Annotated in this window: 18 protein-coding genes and 1 tRNA gene; 5 read left to right on the forward strand and 14 right to left on the reverse strand. The window is 65.6% G+C overall.

Annotated features, from left to right (window positions below; genetic code table 11):
- Window positions 1-117 precede the first annotated feature (117 nt).
- From JN302_RS12085 to JN302_RS12120, 8 genes are all read right to left on the reverse strand, one after another.
- The gene (locus tag JN302_RS12085; RefSeq protein ID WP_202312394.1) at window positions 118-996 is read right to left on the reverse strand and encodes a 3-hydroxybutyryl-CoA dehydrogenase; all 879 of its coding nucleotides are present in this window, start codon (window positions 994-996) and stop codon (window positions 118-120) included.
- A gap of 245 nt (window positions 997-1,241) precedes the next feature.
- Window positions 1,242-2,171 (reverse strand): electron transfer flavoprotein subunit alpha/FixB family protein, encoded by a 930-nt coding sequence (locus JN302_RS12090; protein ID WP_202333011.1) that lies wholly within the window; start codon window positions 2,169-2,171, stop codon window positions 1,242-1,244.
- A gap of 254 nt (window positions 2,172-2,425) precedes the next feature.
- The gene (locus JN302_RS12095; protein WP_202333012.1) at window positions 2,426-3,175 is read right to left on the reverse strand and encodes an electron transfer flavoprotein subunit beta/FixA family protein; all 750 of its coding nucleotides are present in this window, start codon (window positions 3,173-3,175) and stop codon (window positions 2,426-2,428) included.
- A 452-nt stretch (window positions 3,176-3,627) separates the two neighbouring features.
- The gene (locus tag JN302_RS12100; RefSeq protein WP_202333013.1) at window positions 3,628-4,254 is read right to left on the reverse strand and encodes a LysE family translocator; all 627 of its coding nucleotides are present in this window, start codon (window positions 4,252-4,254) and stop codon (window positions 3,628-3,630) included.
- Between the two features lie 80 nt (window positions 4,255-4,334).
- Window positions 4,335-5,105, reverse strand: a complete 771-nt coding sequence (locus JN302_RS12105) for a rhomboid family intramembrane serine protease (protein ID WP_202333014.1) — start codon at window positions 5,103-5,105, stop codon at window positions 4,335-4,337.
- Window positions 5,106-5,148: 43 nt separating this feature from the next.
- Entirely contained in the window at window positions 5,149-5,730 is a 582-nt protein-coding gene (locus JN302_RS12110; RefSeq protein WP_202333015.1) for a cob(I)yrinic acid a,c-diamide adenosyltransferase, read from the reverse strand.
- A 6-nt stretch (window positions 5,731-5,736) separates the two neighbouring features.
- Entirely contained in the window at window positions 5,737-5,928 is a 192-nt protein-coding gene (locus tag JN302_RS12115; protein ID WP_202312405.1) for a twin transmembrane helix small protein, read from the reverse strand.
- Between the two features lie 34 nt (window positions 5,929-5,962).
- On the reverse strand, window positions 5,963-6,796 hold the full coding sequence (locus tag JN302_RS12120) for an SDR family oxidoreductase (protein WP_202333016.1): 834 nt from the start codon (window positions 6,794-6,796) through the stop codon (window positions 5,963-5,965).
- A gap of 82 nt (window positions 6,797-6,878) precedes the next feature.
- Between JN302_RS12120 and JN302_RS12125 the strand changes: the two genes are divergently transcribed.
- Window positions 6,879-7,730, forward strand: coding sequence for a YihY/virulence factor BrkB family protein (locus tag JN302_RS12125; RefSeq protein ID WP_202312407.1), 852 nt, complete (start codon window positions 6,879-6,881; stop codon window positions 7,728-7,730).
- Between the two features lie 33 nt (window positions 7,731-7,763).
- On the opposite strand, the gene JN302_RS12130 is transcribed toward JN302_RS12125, so the two are convergent.
- Window positions 7,764-8,639: a DMT family transporter gene (locus JN302_RS12130; RefSeq protein ID WP_202333017.1), complete on the reverse strand. Its 876-nt coding sequence runs from the start codon at window positions 8,637-8,639 to the stop codon at window positions 7,764-7,766.
- A gap of 236 nt (window positions 8,640-8,875) precedes the next feature.
- Window positions 8,876-9,751 (reverse strand): tRNA glutamyl-Q(34) synthetase GluQRS, encoded by an 876-nt coding sequence (gluQRS, locus tag JN302_RS12135; RefSeq protein ID WP_202333018.1) that lies wholly within the window; start codon window positions 9,749-9,751, stop codon window positions 8,876-8,878.
- Window positions 9,752-9,879: 128 nt separating this feature from the next.
- Here gluQRS and JN302_RS12140 point away from each other — a divergent pair, with 128 nt between their 5' ends.
- Together JN302_RS12140 and JN302_RS12145 are read left to right on the forward strand one after the other, a co-directional pair.
- Window positions 9,880-10,551: a DNA-3-methyladenine glycosylase family protein gene (locus JN302_RS12140; protein ID WP_202333019.1), complete on the forward strand. Its 672-nt coding sequence runs from the start codon at window positions 9,880-9,882 to the stop codon at window positions 10,549-10,551.
- Between the two features lie 103 nt (window positions 10,552-10,654).
- Window positions 10,655-11,212 (forward strand): HNH endonuclease, encoded by a 558-nt coding sequence (locus tag JN302_RS12145; RefSeq protein ID WP_202312411.1) that lies wholly within the window; start codon window positions 10,655-10,657, stop codon window positions 11,210-11,212.
- Between the two features lie 71 nt (window positions 11,213-11,283).
- On the opposite strand, the gene JN302_RS12150 is transcribed toward JN302_RS12145, so the two are convergent.
- Both JN302_RS12150 and JN302_RS12155 read right to left on the reverse strand, forming a co-directional pair.
- Window positions 11,284-11,805: a disulfide bond formation protein B gene (locus JN302_RS12150; RefSeq protein ID WP_202333020.1), complete on the reverse strand. Its 522-nt coding sequence runs from the start codon at window positions 11,803-11,805 to the stop codon at window positions 11,284-11,286.
- Window positions 11,806-11,845: 40 nt separating this feature from the next.
- Window positions 11,846-12,433 (reverse strand): YqaA family protein, encoded by a 588-nt coding sequence (locus tag JN302_RS12155; protein WP_202312414.1) that lies wholly within the window; start codon window positions 12,431-12,433, stop codon window positions 11,846-11,848.
- Window positions 12,434-12,672: 239 nt separating this feature from the next.
- Between JN302_RS12155 and JN302_RS12160 the strand changes: the two genes are divergently transcribed.
- Window positions 12,673-12,759: transfer RNA gene (locus tag JN302_RS12160), tRNA-Leu, on the forward strand.
- 279 nt (window positions 12,760-13,038) lie between these two features.
- Here JN302_RS12160 and JN302_RS12165 read toward each other — a convergent pair.
- Both JN302_RS12165 and JN302_RS12170 read right to left on the reverse strand, forming a co-directional pair.
- The gene (locus tag JN302_RS12165; RefSeq protein WP_202333021.1) at window positions 13,039-14,301 is read right to left on the reverse strand and encodes an MFS transporter; all 1,263 of its coding nucleotides are present in this window, start codon (window positions 14,299-14,301) and stop codon (window positions 13,039-13,041) included.
- A gap of 32 nt (window positions 14,302-14,333) precedes the next feature.
- The gene (locus JN302_RS12170) at window positions 14,334-15,812 is read right to left on the reverse strand and encodes a carboxylesterase/lipase family protein (RefSeq protein ID WP_202333022.1); all 1,479 of its coding nucleotides are present in this window, start codon (window positions 15,810-15,812) and stop codon (window positions 14,334-14,336) included.
- Window positions 15,813-15,914: 102 nt separating this feature from the next.
- Between JN302_RS12170 and JN302_RS12175 the strand changes: the two genes are divergently transcribed.
- Window positions 15,915-16,865: a LysR substrate-binding domain-containing protein gene (locus tag JN302_RS12175; protein WP_202312419.1), complete on the forward strand. Its 951-nt coding sequence runs from the start codon at window positions 15,915-15,917 to the stop codon at window positions 16,863-16,865.
- Window positions 16,866-16,885: the final 20 nt, after the last annotated feature.

Here is a 16,885-nt window from a genome sequence, read left to right on the forward strand (position 1 = left end):
TAGCGAGTAGCGAATAGCGAATAGGGAAAAAGTAAAAACGTCTTGTAGCCGCTTCCGAAGAATCGAATTCTATTCGCTATTCGCTATTCGCTATTCGCTATTCGCTATTCGCATTTTCTATCTCGTCGGAACCGGATGCTCGCCGCGATAGTCGTAGAAGCCGCGGCCGGTCTTGCGGCCGAGCCAGCCTGCCTCGACATATTTCACCAGCAGCGGGCAGGGGCGGTATTTCGAATCCGAGAGACCGTCGTGGAGCACCTGCATGATCGACAGGCAGGTGTCGAGGCCGATGAAATCGGCGAGTTGCAGCGGTCCCATCGGATGGTTGGCGCCGAGCCGCATGGCGGTGTCGATCGCCTCGACCGAACCGACGCCCTCATAGAGCGTGTAGATCGCCTCGTTGATCATCGGCAGCAGGATGCGGTTGACGATGAAGGCCGGAAAATCCTCGGCGACGGTGATCGTCTTGTCGAGGCTTTGGACGAAAGTCTTGGCCGCCTCGAAGGTCGCGTCCTCGGTTGCGATGCCGCGCACCAGCTCGACCAGCTTCATGATCGGCACCGGGTTCATGAAATGAATGCCGATGAAGCGCTCCGGCCGGTCGGTCTGGGCGGCCAGCCGCGTGATGGAGATCGAAGAGGTGTTGGTGGCCAGCAGCGCCTCCGGATTGAGCACCGGACAAAGCTGGGCATAGATCTTGCGCTTGACGGTCTCGTCCTCGGTCGCGGCTTCGATCACCAGGTCGGCCGTAGCCAGGCCGTCTATCGCGGCCGGGGAAATGCGTGCCAGCGCCTGCTGGCGGTGGGCCTCGTCGAGCTTGCCGGAACCGACCTGGCGGGCCATGTTGCCGCTGATCGTGGCGATGCCCTTCTCGATCCGATCGGACGAGATGTCGTATAGCAGCACGTCGTAGCCGGCCAGCGCCGAGACATGGGCGATGCCGCCGCCCATCTGGCCAGCGCCGATGATGCCAATCGTCTTGATCTTGCTGCTCATTTTCGCCGATCCCCTGAAAAGGGCACGCCCTGCCCGAAATTTGTGCAGTGCGAAAAATAGATGGCCGGGGTAGTTTCGTCTACCCCGGCCACTACATTTAATACCAATCCCCGATGCATGCTATCGCATCCACCTTGCCTCGATCGCCGGCGCGGCCCTCCGGCCGCGTGGCTTGCGCGCCAACGGGCGCGACGCACGGTCTCGCGCTCCAACGGTCGATGTTATCGACCGTTCCCCGAAAGGCGTCAAAGCGCCTTTTGGAGCTCGGGCAGGATGGTGAAGAGGTCGCCGACGATGCCGTAGTCGGCAACCTGGAAGATCGGCGCTTCCTCGTCCTTGTTGATGGCGACGATGACCTTGCTGTCCTTCATGCCGGCCAGATGCTGGATCGCGCCGGAAATGCCGACCGCGATGTAGAGTTCCGGCGCCACCACCTTGCCGGTCTGGCCGACCTGCCAATCGTTCGGCGCATAGCCGGCGTCGACCGCGGCGCGGGAAGCGCCGACCGCGGCGCCCAGCTTGTCGGCGACCGGCAGGATGACCTCCTGGAACTTCTCCGACGAGCCCAGCGCGCGGCCGCCCGAGATGATGATCCGGGCCGAGGTCAGCTCCGGACGATCGCTCTCCGACAGCCTGTTCTCGACGAAGCTCGACAGGCCGGGATCGGTCGCCGCATTGGCCGTCTCGACCGCGGCCGAGCCGCCGTCGGGCGCGGCCTGGAACGAGGCCGTGCGCACGGTGATCACCCGCTTGGGCTCCGTCGTCTGCACCGTCTGGATGGCGTTGCCGGCATAGATCGGACGCTTGAAGGTGTCGGATGAAACAACCTCGATGATCTCCGACACCTGGGCGACGTCGAGCAGCGCGGCGATGCGCGGGGCGACGTTCTTGCCCGACGAGGTCGCCGGCGCCATGATCGTGTCGTAGGCGCCGGCCAGCGAAACCACCAGCGCGGCCAGCGGCTCGGCCAGCCGCTGCTCGAGCTCGGCCGCCTCGGCCAGAAGCACCTTCGACACGCCCGTCAGCCTGGCGGCGGCATCGGCGGCTGCCTTGGCGCCCTTGCCGGCCACCAGCACATGCACGTCCGCGCCGATCCTGGTCGCGGCCGTCAGCGCCTTGGCGGTCTGGTCCGACAGGGTGGCGTTGTCGTGTTCGGCAATCAGAAGAATAGCCATTTCCGTTTCCTTCTCTGGCGCGCCTTAGCGCCTGCTGCCTTGGGTGCGTCCTTCGAGGCTCGCCCGCCAAGGGAATTGTCCAATCGTCCAGCTCCTGCCGGGCTCGCTCCTCAGGATGAGGACCCTCGGTGCCTTGCCGGCATTCCCGGCTGGCCCTCGGCGCTCACGGTCCTCATCCTGAGGTGCGAGCCCGCAGCCCGTTGCAGGAAAGGTGCGTCCTTCGCAGGGCGAGCCTCGAAGGACGCACCGAGCCCTCAGAGCACGCCGGCTTCGTTCTTGAGCTTGTCGACCAGCTCGGCCACCGTCTTGACCTTGACGCCCGCCTTGCGGCCACCCGGCTCCTCGGTCTTCAACACCTTCAGCCTGGGCTTCACGTCGGCGCCGAAATCGGCCGGGCTCTTCTCGTCGAGCGGCTTCTTCTTGGCCTTCATGATGTTGGGCAAAGAGGCATAACGCGGCTGGTTCAGCCTGAGGTCCGTCGTCACGATCGCCGGCAGCTTCAGGTCGACCGTCTGCAGGCCGCCGTCGACCTCGCGCGTCACCGTTGCATGATCGCCCGCTATCTCGACCTTGGAGGCGAAGGTGCCCTGCGCCCAGCCCAGAAGGGCCGCCAGCATCTGGCCGGTCTGGTTGGCGTCGTCGTCGATCGCCTGCTTGCCGAGGATCACCAGTTCAGGCGTCTCGGCCTCGACCACGCCCTTCAGCACCTTGGCCACGCCCAGCGGCTCGACCGCCTCGTCGACCTTGACCAGGATCGCCCGGTCGGCGCCCATCGCCAGCGCCGTCCTGAGCGTCTCCTGCGCCTGCGCCGGGCCGATCGACACCACCACGATCTCCTCGACCTTGCCGGCCTCCTTCAGCCGGATCGCCTCCTCGACCGCGATCTCGTCGAACGGGTTCATCGACATCTTCACATTGGCCAGCTCGACGCCCGAGCCGTCCGACTTCACCCGGATCTTCACGTTGTAGTCGACCACCCGCTTCACGGGCACCAGAACTTTCATCGGAACAATCACCTCTCTGAATGAATTCTGCCGCGCCCTTTACCAGAGCGCTTCCCGATCCGTTTGCCGGATGCCGACATAACGGGCCGAAAAACGAAAATCGCTCCGCGCCCGCCTTGGCGTCAGGCTCAGGAGCGCGCGGGACCAACTCGCTCTAGTCACGCAGCGCGTGGGGGTCAATATGGATATGACGGCGCAAATCGGTTGAATAGGCCGAAGGTGAGTTTTATCCGGACTGGGTTCATTCGCCGCCTCGATGACACAAAGCCAATGCCGATGGGCGGTCAAAGCCCGTTTGCCGGGCAAAATTCCGCGACCGAACGGGTGAAGGGACAAAGCGGCGAGTTCAGACCCCGCGACCAGAACCCATGAACATGCCGGAATCCATGAATGTGAAAGCGATCCGGGCCCGCACGACGGTCTGACATATTCCTGCGGAGGCTGGGCATGCCTCAGCGATCCTGCATGGCCAAGCGGAGGCCCAGTGCACAGTAGATGCTTCCGACCACCTTGCCCTGCCATTTGAGCACTGCCGGATTGCGACGGAGGAAATTGCCGAGCCCTCCCGCTCCGATGGCGAAGGCAACCGTGCTGACCAGGCCCAACAGGACGAAGATCGCGCCCAGGAGCGCGAGCTGGATAACGGCCGATCCGTTCTCTGGCCGCAAGAATTGCGGAAGGAAAGCCAGGAAAAAGAGCGCGGTCTTGGGATTGAGAACTTCCGTCAGCACGGCCTGCCTGAATGCAGTGGCTGCGCTGATTGGAACCAGGCCGGACAGACCGTCCACCGGGGTCTTTTCGAGGATCGCGCGTAGCCCGAGATAAACGAGATACGCCGCCCCGGCATATTTGATGATGCTGAACAGCAGCGCCGAAGCGGCGATGATCGCCGAGATGCCGACGATCGCGGTGACGGTGTGGATGACGTCGCCGGCCGCGATGCCGGCCCCGGTAGCGATGCCGACCCTGGTTCCCGAGCTTGTCGCCCGCGCCACCGTGAGCAGGGTGGCCGGACCCGGGATGAACACGAAACCGAGCACGATCACGACGTAGGCAATCAAAGTGGTCAGGTCGATCATCGCTCAACCCCTCCCGGGTTGCGAAAGAAAAAGCCACCACCCGGGCAGAAAAGCAATGGCGACCGGTCTGATCCGAGCGGCTATTGCCGTCCCCAGCGCGGCGCCGGTTGCGCCGGAACCGGGCGCGGGGTCGCCGGTTCCTCGATCTCGACCGAGCGCGGCGGTACGATCTCGCGGTCGAACAGCGGCACGCTGCGCCGGCGCATGATCGGCACCAGCACCGCGCCGGCGATGATGCCGCCGACATGGGCGGCCCAGGAGATCTGGTCCTCGCCGCCGGCGGCCAGCATCACGAATTGGAAGATGATCCACAGGGCCAGCACGATGAAGGCGGGGATGCGCAGCGGAATGCGGGCGAAGGCGAGGATCCAGACTTTCACGCGCGGGTGAAGGATCAGATAGGCGGCGACGACGCCGGCAATCGCGCCCGAGGCGCCGATCAGCGGCGCGGTCGATTCCGGCGCGATCATGCCGTGCACGACAGCGCCGGCGGCCGAGCAGAGCAGATAGAAGACGAGGAAGCGGACATGGCCCAGCGCATCCTCGACATTGTCGCCGAACACCCACAGGAACAGCATGTTGCCGCCGAGGTGGAAAAGATCGGCGTGCAGGAAGGAATAGGTGACGTAGGTGGCGTAGTCGGGAACGATCACCAGATCGAGCGGCCGTTCGACCAAGTCGTAGATGGTGGAGGGGATGTAGCCGAGCCCGACGACGGCGGCGTTGGAGAAGTTCTCGCCGCCGAGCGAGGTGAAGAGATAGACGATCACATTGGCCGCGATCAGGCCGATCGTCACATATTGCAGCTTGATGTGCTTGAGGCTGTTGGCGTCGTGGAGCGGGATGAACATGAAGATCCTTCCACTTTTTGGCCTTCCGATCGGCCAGGCGCTGTCAGCGGTTTTTGCCGGGCACCCATAACACATCGGCATTTCCGTTGTCATTGACCGCGCGGGCGGCCACGAACAGGAAATCCGAGACCCGGTTGATGTATCTTATGCCTTCCGGGTTGACATGTTCGGCCGGGTTCTGGGCGAGCGCCACCATCAGCCGCTCGGCGCGGCGGGCAACGGTGCGAGCGAGATGAAGTGTGGCCGAGGCCGGCGAACCGCCCGGCAGCACGAAGGAACGCAGCGGTTTAAGGTTGGCGTTGACGGCGTCGATATCGGCCTCGATGCGCGTCACCTGGGACGCCACGATGCGCAGCGGCTCGTAGCCGAGCGGCTTGCCGTCATCGGGCGTGGCGAGATCGGCGCCAAGATCGAAGAGGTCGTTCTGGATGCGCGCCAGCATGGCATCGATGGCAGGATGGGAGGCGGCGGTGTGGAGCCGCGCAAGCCCGATCGCCGCATTGGCCTCGTCGACGGTGCCGTAGGCCTCGACGCGCAGGTCCGACTTCAGCCGCCGCGCGCCGGTTCCGAGCCCGGTGGTGCCGTCGTCGCCGGTGCGGGTGTAGATCTTGTTCAGCTTGACCATGATGCCTCAGTCGCGTGTGAAATAGACGGCGAGCAGGATGAGCACCAGCGCGATGAACTGGAGGAACACGCGCGCCTGCATCAGCTTGTTGGAGGTGTTGGCCGAACCGCCCCGCATCATGTTCACAAGTCCACGCAGAAGCACGATGACCACCGCCACCATGACGACGATGGCGAGAATGTTGAAGACGGTGGCCATGGGTGTTTCCTGTCTACTGGCTTGCGAATGATGTTCACGCCTGCCCCGCCAGGATCCTGTAGAAGAGGCGGGCGGGCAAGATGCGCTTGAGGACTGCGCCGGCCTTCGCCGGCACGGTGACCAGATAATGCGGTTTCGGCCGGGGCGACAGGAGGGCGTGGCGCAGCGCCGCATGAACGGCGTCAGGCTTGAGCTTCAGCCGCGATTTCGAGCCGCCGCCGCGCAGGCGCTTCAACTGTCCCTGATAGGCCTCGCGATGCACGGAGGCCTCGTGGTCGACATATTTCTCGAACCAGGCAAGCCCGTTGGGGGCGATGCGCGATTCGATCGGCCCCGGCTCGATCAGCGAGACATGGATGCCCGATCCTTCGAGTTCGGAGCGCAGGCACAGGGTCAGGCCTTCCAGGGCATGCTTGGAGGCGGCATAGGCGCCGCGGAACCTGACCGGGGTCAGCCCGAGGATGGAGGAGCAGTTGACGATGCGCCCGTGACCCTGCCGGCGCATGACGGGCACGATGCGGCGGGTCAGGTCGTGCCAGCCGAACAGGTTGACCTCGAACTGGTCGCGCAGCGCCGCCACGGGGAGATCCTCGACGGCGCCCGGCTGGGCATGGGCGCCGTTGTTGTAGAGGGCGTCGAGCGTGCCGCCCGTGCGTGCCAGCACCATATCGACCAGGACCTGGATCGAGGCGGGCTCGCTATAGTCGAGATAGAAGGCCTCGATGCCGTCGGCCTCGAGGGCCGCGATGTCCTCGGCCCTGCGCGCCGTGGCGAAGACTCGCCAGCCTTCGGCCTTCAGCGCCCGGGCGCAGTATGCGCCGATGCCGGAGGATGCGCCGGTGACGATGATTGTGCGCAACTCGGCCATCCGGCGCCGCTGCCCTTTCCCATGCTTGTCAATTGCCGCAAAGCCTTCACATATTCGCAGGCAGGATACAATCGGAGTGAGAATGCGAAGGATCGTCGCCCTGCGCCGCGTGCTGGCGGACGCGTTCGGGCATTTCAACGACGACGACGGCTGGGCGATGGCCAGCCATCTGGCGATCTCCTCCCTGATGGCGCTGTTCCCGTTCCTGATCTTCGCCACGACGCTGGCCAGCTTCCTCGGCGCCGAAGCATTCGCCGAGACGGCCGTGCATCTGATCTTCGACACCTGGCCCGATCAGATCGCCGCGCCGATCGCGAGGGAGGTGGTCACCGTGCTGACCGTGCCGCGCACCGACCTCCTGACCTTCGGCATCGTGCTGGCGGCGTATTTCGCCTCGAACGGCATCGAGGCGCTGCGCACCGCGCTCAATCGCGCCTATCGCGTCTTCGAAACGCGCTCCTTCGTGATGCGGCGCCTGCAGAGCCTCGCCTTCGTCGTGATCGCCACCGTCTGCTTCGTCGCGATCAGCGTGCTCCTGGTGTTCGCGCCGATCCTGGCGCGCATCGCCGAGGCCAATGTCGAGTGGATAAAGCCCTATATCGGCACCATCACGCTGTGGCGCTTCGTCGTCGCCTCGGCCGTCATCGTGCTCGGCCTGGTCGCCGTCCATCTCTGGCTGCCGTCAGGCCGGCGCTCCTTCGTGAGTATCCTGCCCGGCATCGCCTTCACGCTGGTCGGCTGGCTGATCGGCTCGACGATCTTCGCCAACTATCTCGACCGCTTCTCCTCCTATGTGACGACCTATGCGGGGCTGGCCTCGATCATGATCGCGGTGGTGTTCCTTTATATCGTCTCGGCGATCTTCATCCTGGGCGGCGAGCTCAACGCCGCCATCAGCCGCTATCGCGAAGCGCGGTCGCGGGTGGCGGGGTGAGGAACGGCCTGGCCTTGCCGCCGGCAAGCCTGCTCAGGCGCGGCGCGGCCGGGCGGTGGCGAGGGCGACGCCGATCGTCGCCACCGCCATGCCCGCGATCTGCACCAGGCTGAGCGCTTCGCCGAACAGCAGCCAGGCGATGACGGCGGTGACGGCCGGGACGAGATAGAACAGCGACGCGACCTTCGATATCTCGCCCTCGCGGATCATCGCCATCAGGAGGAAGATGGCGCCGATCGAAAGGACCAGGACCAGCCAGGCCATGGCGAAGATGAGCTCGCCATTGATGGTGACGGTGCGCGTCTCGAGGGCGAAGGAGGCGAGCGTCATCAGCAGCGCACCGCCGAGATACTGCCACAAGGTGCCGCCGACGAGATCGGATGCCGCGCCGAAGCGCTTCTGCCAGATCGTGCCGGCGCTCATGCCGATGACGGCGACGATCGAGGCGGCGAGCGTCGCGGCGGTGACGCCGCCGCCGAGCGCGCCGAGCTTCGGCCACAAGACGATGACGACGCCGGCGAAGCCGGTGGCGAGGCCGGCCCAATGACGCGGCAGGATCTTCTCGCCAAGGAACAGGCCCGCCATCACCGCGGTGATCAGCGGCTGCAGCCCGACGATCAGCGCCGAAATCCCGGCCGGCATGCCGCCATGGATCGCCCAGAACACGCCGCCGAGATAGACGCCATGCATCAGCGCGCCGGCGATCATGGCATGGAGCGCGCCGCGCCGGCCCGTCGGCCGCGCGCGCATCGCGATCAGCAGCAGGGCGAGCAGCATGGCGGCGATGACGAAACGGGCGGCCAGGAAGGTGAAGGGTTCCGCCCAGGGCATGGCATAGCGCGCGCCGATGAAGCCCGTGGCCCAGAGCACGACGAAGAGTGGAGGAATGGCGCGGGACGGGATGATCATGACACGTGGAAGCTCGAGCGGGCGGGCCCCGCTCTAGGCGGACTTTCGTTGGCAAGCCGACGAATCGCCTGCTTGGATTCTTGCTTCGCCGCATGTTCTGGCAGCAGAACCGCGGAACACCTTTGCGGAACCTGCTTAGCGCCGGCCCGCACAGGAGGCAAAGCGAAAGCATTGAATATTAGCCTCAATGCCGTTGATCCGTTGGGCCAGCGCCGCCGTGCCGTCGCCCATGGCCGTCACCCGATCCCGATCATCCGCCTGACTTCGGCGGCGGTTGCGCCGGATTCGCGCAGCACGCGAATGCCGCTGTCGCGCAGGCTCTTGGAGAGCTTGCGGCCGTCGGGACCATGCACCAGCCCGTGGTGGAAATAGACGGGCGCCTCGAGGCCGAACAGTTCCTGCAGCACGCGCTGAATGCCGGTGGCGAAATAGAGGTCGCGGCCGCGCACCACATGGGTGACGCCCTGCAGCGCATCGTCGGCCACGACCGACAGGTGATAGCTCGTCGGAACGTCCTTGCGCGCGATGACGACATCGCCCCAGTCCTCGGGGCTGGCGTCGATGCGCTCGGTCGCGGCCAGGCCCTCGTCCCGGGCTTCGCGCCAGAACAGCGGATGAGCGACCTCGCCGAGCGCGGCCTCCATGTCGAGCCGCCAGGCGAAGGCGTCGCCGCGATCGATGCGGCGGCGCCTTTCGCGTCTCGACAGCTGCTTGTCCACGCCGGGATAGAGCGGCGCCCCGTCGGGGTCGTGCGGCCAGTGCCGTCCAAGTGTCTCCTGGTCGGCGATATGGGCGCGGATCTCGCCGCGGCTCATGAAGGCCGGATAGACGAGCCCCGCCCGAATCAATCGCTCGAGCAGCGCGCCATATTCGGCGAAATGCTCCGACTGCCTCCGCACCGGCTCCTCCCATTCGAGACCGAGCCAGGCGAGGTCTCTATAGATCGCCGCCTCGAATTCGGGCGTGCAGCGCGTGGTGTCGATGTCCTCGATCCGCAGCAGGAACCGCCCGCCCGCCGCCGTTGCCAGCTTCGCGTTGAGCAGCGCCGAAAAAGCGTGGCCGAGATGCAATTCGCCGTTCGGGCTCGGGGCGAAGCGGAAAACGGATGTCATCGGTCTCCTGCCAGGTTCCGTCAGCAATGGTGTTGAACCGCGCGACAGGCGATTGCTACTTTGCCCCTGAGGCCGGAACAAGGTGAGGCCGGAACAAGGTGCGGCCCGAAAGAGGTGCTGGGGGCGGGATGCGCAAGATCATGGCAATGTCTGACATCGACGAGGGGCTCGACGCGCTCTGCCTCATCGACCCCCGGCTGACCGGGGTGCGCGGCGCCGCCGGCGCGGTGCCGTTGCGGCTTTCCGAGCCCGGCTTCTTCAGCCTCGTTTCCATCATCGTCTCGCAGCAAGTGTCGCGGGCGAGCGCCGATGCGATCTTCGGGCGGCTGACGGCGCTGGTCGATCCGCTGACGCCCGGAGCACTGCTCGCCGCCGGGGAAGAAGCCTACCGGACCGCGGGCCTGTCGCGGCCGAAGCAGCGCACGCTGACGGCGCTGGCCGAGGCGATGCTGCGCGACGGGCTCGACCTTCACGGCCTGTGTGCGCTCGACGCGCCCGAGGCGATCCGGCGCCTGACCGCAGTGCCGGGCATCGGGCCGTGGACGGCGGAGGTCTATCTTTTGTTCGCAGCCGGACATCCCGATATCTTTCCCGCGCGCGACGTGGCGCTGCAGAGCGCGGTCGGCCATGCGCTGGGGCTCGGGGAGCGGCCCGACGAGAAACGGCTGATCGCGATCGCCGAATCATGGCAGCCATGGCGGGGGGTAGCGTCCAGGCTTTTCTGGGCTTATTATCGGCAAATCAACGGCAAGGAGGGTGCTCCGCCTTCGCAACGCTTGAAAAGATCCGTGGAATTGTGAGCTTTCGCCGGCCTTCGCGGCATCCCGGCAGCTTCACATTGTTGACACCTCCCGCCTACAATATCGGCGCCGATCGCTTCGTGGATCAAGGAGGGAATCGGACGTGACGGTTGCGGTCTCACCCGACGGGCTTCCAGCTCTGGTGCTGAATGCGGACTACCGCCCGCTCAGCTACTACCCCCTGTCGTTGTGGTCATGGCAGGACGCGATCAAGGCGGTGTTCCTCGACCGCGTCAACATCGTCGCCGAATACGAACATGCCGTCTGCTCGCCCTCCTTCCAGATGAAGGTACCGAGCGTGGTGAGCCTGAAGACCTATGTGAAGCCGTCGCGCAATCCGGCCTTCACGCGCTTCAACGTGTTCCTGCGCGACCGCTTCCGGTGTCAATATTGCGGAACCCCAGACGACCTGACCTTCGACCACGTCATTCCGCGCCGCTGCGGCGGCGCCACGACCTGGGAGAACGTGGTCGCCGCGTGTTCGCCCTGCAACCTGAGGAAGGGCGGCATGCTGCCGGCACAGGCCAAGATGTGGCCGATGCAGAAGCCCTACCAGCCGACGGTGCACGACCTGCACAACAACGGCAAGCGCTTCCCGCCGAACTACCTGCACGAAAGCTGGATGGACTATCTCTACTGGGATGTCGAACTGGAGCCGTAGAGCCGGTGAATGGTGAAATAGTGAATGGTAGAAAGGTGATTTGACTGGCCGAGACGCGCCGCGTCCGCTCGTCACCATTCACCCTTCCCGAAGGCGCCGCGGAAGGCGATCGCGGCGAGGATCAGGCTCGCAATCACGTTCCACCCGGCGAAGGACAGGCCGAGCACACGCAGGGCAGCCGTGTCGCAGGCCGGCGGCACGAAGGTGTTCAGCGCGTCGAGCACGCCCTTGCCGCCGGTGTCGACGGGAGCGGCCACGGCGCCGCAGTCGGTGGGACCGGCCCACCAGCCCCATTCGACGCCGGCATGCTTGACCCCGAGGAACAGGCCCCAGGCCATCAGCAAACCGCCCACGACCAGCAGGCCGCGTGTCACCCAGGCCGGCCAGTGGAGCGTCGAGGACAGGGCGGCGAGCGCCATCAGCGGCACGCCTGCATAATAGGGGATGCGCTGCTCGAGGCACAGCTTGCAGGGGATGTAGCCGCCGATGTGCTCGAAGCCGAGGGCCGTTCCGACGACTGCCGCCATGGCGACGGTCAGGAACAGCGCGGTCAGCGTCTGCAGGCGTCCGGCTGGGGAGGCGATCGAGGTCATGAGGTCCGGTTCCTGATGGGGCTATGCGGCGCTCGGCCGCTCACAGCACGTATCTGACGACGATGTAGAGCAAAATCAGGGCAGCCGCAGCGAGCATGGCGAGCATGCCCAGCCGCTTCTCGATGAAATGCCGGATCGGCTCGCCATAGGTGCGCAGCAGCCAGGCAAGGAAGAAGAAGCGGGCGCCGCGCGCCACGATCGCCGACAGGATGAACAGCCAGATGTCGACATGCATGACACCCGACAGGATGGTGACCACCTTGATCGGCGGCAGGTGGGCGACACCCGACGTCACCAGCATCAAGAGGATGAAACCGATGCCGCTCGAGGTGCGCAGTGCCTCGAACTCGTCATACTTGCCGTAGAATTCGAGCACCGGCTTGGCGATGCTCTCATAGGCATAGTAGCCCAGATACCAGCCGGCGATGCCGCCGAGCACGGACGCGATGGTGGCGACCAGCGCGTAGCGATAGGCGCGATCCGGCCGCGCCAGCGCCATCGGCAGGTAGAGCACGTCGGCCGGCACCAGGAAGACGGAACTCTCGACGAAGGCGATGAAGGCCAGCCACCATTCGGCGGACTTGCGGGCGGCGAGCGACAGGGTCCAGTCGTAGAGTTTGCGAAGCATCAAAACCCCTCGGTTTGGCCCGGCCTGTCTAGAAAGATTTTTTGCTCTGCACAATGGCAGCCGGTGGGACCGGCACGGGCCCGTCTGCAAAGGAGGCGTGGCAAATGCGCGCCCCTTCGCTCCGGTGGCCCATACATCACGAAATCATGATCCCGGATGTCGGCGACCGCGCATCGGCAGTTGACGGCGGAGGGGCTCTGCGTATAGTCCGCTGCCGTTCGGCCCGGTTGCAGGGCAGGGCCCCTGTGGCGGAATTGGTAGACGCGGCAGACTCAAAATCTGTTGCCCTCACGGGCGTGCTGGTTCGATCCCGGCCAGGGGCACCATTTCTTGATCTCACGCGAGTTCGCTTTGCTCACCACTCCGATGGGGCGGCCTGACCGGCCGACGGGCGGTCGCCCTTGCGGACCCTTCTGGTTCGAGATGGCGCCGGAAAGAGCACCCCTTACGCCCTTTGGCTACTTGCGCATGTCTCCCGAAACCGGTTCCCCTTTCGGACGAGCGATCAAAGCCGTCAGTTTGCAGCGCGCCATTCGAAGGGAACGCGGCCAAGCACGTTTTCGGCTCGGCCGCCGCCGGCCACCTCTGGCAAGGCCGGTGACCGGTCAACCCGGATTCAGCACCGGGCGCCGGTTGCGCTCCACCAGGCCGAGGACGGTCACGGTCAGCATCGCAAGGAGCGCCGGCAGGATGGTCGTCAGGATGATGTCGCGCGCCGACCAGCCGAAAGACAGCATCGCCCCTCCCAGCGCCGGTCCGAGGATCGAACCGAGGCGTCCGCAGGCTGCGGCATAGCCGACCCCTGTCGCGCGCAGCGCCGGCGGATAGAAGGAGACGGCGAGCGCGCTTTGCCCGACGCAGCCGGTGATCAGGCCGGCGCCGACACCGGCGATGAGCGGCAGCACCATGCCGGCGGGGATCGGGGCCTTGCCGATCAACGCCACGCAGACGATGGCGAGCAGCATCGCGGCGAGGAGCACGCGTTTCATCCCGAGCCTGGAGACGATGGTCATCATCACCAGGTTTCCCGCGACGCCGCCCGCTCCGAATGCGGCAGCACCGATCGGCGTGTTCGCCGGCTCGAAGCCGAAGCTGACGAGCAGGGTCGGAATCCAGAAGCTCAGCGCGAATGCGGCGAGAAAGGTGAAGAAGGCGAAAAGCCACAACAGCGCGGTGAACGGCAGGAGGCCGTCCCGGAAGAGCGCCGCGACCGGGCTCGCCCGACCGCCTTTCTTCGTCGCGACCACATTTTCCAATCCCGAGCCAGCGACGACGTGGCTGAATGCGGGAACCAGAACGAGCGGCAGGATGCCCCCCATTATGAAGACCGAGGTCCAGCCGAAGGACTGCATCAAGGGGCCGCCGACGAGGCCGCCGACGACGCCGCCGGCAGAGAGGCCGGTCGCCACCAGCATGGCGACCGTTTCCTTGTGCTGCGGTGCCGCGACCTGCGCGGCCGCGGCCACTGCGATCGGTAGCACGCCGCCCAGACCGATGGCCGACACAAGGCGCAAGATGCTCAGGGAAACGATGTCGTAGGCGACCGCGGTCAGCAATGTGCCCAGCCCGAAGATCACCACGCTGCCGACGCCGATCGTCCTCGAACCAAACCGCTGGGCGAGCGGCCCGCAGGCGAGGTATCCGATCACCGCGCCAATGCTGGTCGCGATGAAGGCGGGCGTGAAGGCGGCTGCCGCTATGCCCCATTCGCGCGCCAGCACCGGCGCGACGAAGGCGATCGACGTCGTGTCGAGACCGTCGAGCAGCACGATCACGAAACAGATTGCGATCACCCAGTTCCGTGACATGCCCTCCGTGCCTTTCCATGACGGCCCAGCTGGAAGTTCGTTTTTCGGTGTCTTGTTCATCAGGTCGTCCTCCCCACGACGTTCGTTCACTGTCAGGCGGCCGCGGCCGCCTGGATAAAACTGTTGAAATGCTGGACAACGCGCCTGCTGCCGTGATCCGGCCAGGCGGGCAGGCCAGGACCTTCGGGTGTGCCGCTCCTGGCGAAGGCTGCCAGCGCGCCCTGGAAAACACGGCTGAGATCGGCGAGCTCGCGCATATCAGCTCCAGCGAGCATGGGTGCCTCGCGCCACGTGCCGAGATTGCCGAAGAGGAAAGGAAGCTCGATGCAGTGGCAGGCCTTGATATCAGGTGTCGGCGACTGCCAGTCGAAGCGGTAGACATATGGCGAGCGGCCTTCCTCCACCTGCGCGTGCGCGACGGCAAGGCTCGGTCCAGCGAACACGGCGTCCGTCATGAGGTCGCCGAGAAGCGAGAGCCCCGTGGCCGGCATCCGCCGGGCCCGTGCCTCGCGCATCGCTCGCTCGGCCTGGTCGCCGTAGTGCCGGCGGAAGGCCGCGACGGTGACCTCGTCGGCGACTTTCGCCAGACCCTCGTCGCCGTAGTGGAAGGCGGTCATCTCCTCCCGTGTGGTGCCGATCATCACTTCGGCATCCGCAGCGGCGCCACCGACCAGCGCTTCCAGCGGGTTGACCGGTACGAGCTCGCCATCGATGACGGGTAGAAAAGGAGGCGTCACGTCGCCGGGCGTCCCGGCCTTCGCCTTGAGCAGTTCGAGTTGCGCCGCGATCAGCCGCTCAATCGGCTGGGCCTCAATGCCGTCGCGATCGTCCGGCGCGAGCCGGAGCGCCGTCATGTAATCCTGGCCGAGGGGCTCGGACGCTTCCACCGAGGGCAGTTCCAGGCCGAGGGGCGCGCTCATCATGATCGACCGCTTGAACAGGGTGCGGTGCGCCGGGGTTGCCAGCAGCAGGGCGATCGAAAAGGCTCCCGCCGACTGGCCGGCAACCGTGATGTTCGCGGCGTCACCGCCCAAGGCGGGGGCGATTTCACGGATGAAGCGAAGTGCCGCGATCTGGTCGTGAAGGCCGAGGTTGGCCGGCGCCACGCCCTTTATGGGAAGAAATCCCAATGCACCGAGGCGATAGCTGACGTTCACGACGATCGTCGCGGTGTTCTTCGCGAGCAGCGCGCCGTCGTAACAGGGCAATGAGCCGCCCCCGGTCATGAAGGCGCCTCCATGAAGGAAGACGAAGACCGGCATTTCGGCGGATCCGTTCTCGGGCACCCAGATGTCGAGGTGGAGGCAATCCTCGTCCTGCAGCGCCGGATAGTCGCCCATGATCTTGGCGAGCCGGGACGGCAATTGCGGCGGCACCGGACCCTCGCGAGTGCAGTCCAGAGGTTCTTTCCACGGCCGGACGGGTTCGGGCAGGCGAAGGCGCAGTCGTCTGACCGGTGGCGAGGCGTAGGGAACCCGGCTGAAGCTGACGACGCCGTCCGATCGTGCACCGGTCAGGGCTCCGTAGGGGGTGTCAATGATACAGCCGGTCGTCGGCGTCCGTTCCGTCATGCTTTTCCTCCACTGTCCTGCCAACCGGAACGAGGTTAGCATTGGAGGAGGCCCGATCTTGTTCTAAATTCGGGACGATCTCGCGCCAAATCCGGAACGATGATGAAAGGTCTCGACGAGCTCTACACTTTCAAGATGGTGGTCGATTGCGGTGGTATATCGCCGGCCAGTCGCCGCCTGAACCTGCCCAAGTCGACGCTGGCGCGGCGGCTGAACGATCTGGAGAAGCGTCTCGGCGTACCGCTGTTCCATCGCGGGCCGCGACAGTTCGTGCTGACCAGCTTCGGGCGCGAATGCTACGGCCAGTGCAGCCGGGTGGTGCGCGAGACCGACAGGGTGTTCGAGATGGCCGACCGCGTTGCGCGCATGCCGGCCGGTTTCCTGCACGTGGTGTGTCCGCCCTTGCTCGGCACGCTGATTGTCGAGCAACTCGCGGCCGAGTTCGTCGACGCCGCCCCGAAGGTCAGGCTGCATCTGGAGGAAACGGCATGGCTCCTCGATCCGCGTCTGGTCTCGGCCGACCTCGTCATCCACGCAGCCTTCGAGCCGCTGCCTGATCTCGACGTCATCGCGCGACGCGTCGCCTCCACCCCCTATGTGCTCGTCGCCCATCCGTCGGTCCTCGCCGGTCGTAATGCTCCGGCCGAGCCGGACGACCTTGCGGAGTTCGACTGCATCGGCTTCGGACCGAAATCGACGGCCTGGGGATGGCGGCTGCGCAAAGGGAAAGAAACGTCCAGGGTCGAGTTCGAGCCGCGCTTCTCCACCACCCAGCTGACCGCACTCATGACGGCGGTGGGACGAGGCATCGGCATCGCGTCGGTGCCGATCACGCTGTGCGAGCAGGACATACGGAGCGGCGAACTCGTGCACGTGCTGAGCGAATGGAACCCGTCGCCCGCCGACATCTACGCCGTCTATCCGAGCCGAAGGGCCCTGACCGTGGCCGCCGAGCAGTTCCTGAGATTGATCGAGGACCGTCTTCCAAGACTGCTCGGGCATAACGAAGCGCGTCGGAACGGCACCATCGGGAAGCCTCGCCCTTCCGATTAGGTTGCGTCTCTGCGAATCCT

Source organism: Mesorhizobium sp. L-8-3 (assembly GCF_016756615.1).
Taxonomy (GTDB): domain Bacteria; phylum Pseudomonadota; class Alphaproteobacteria; order Rhizobiales; family Rhizobiaceae.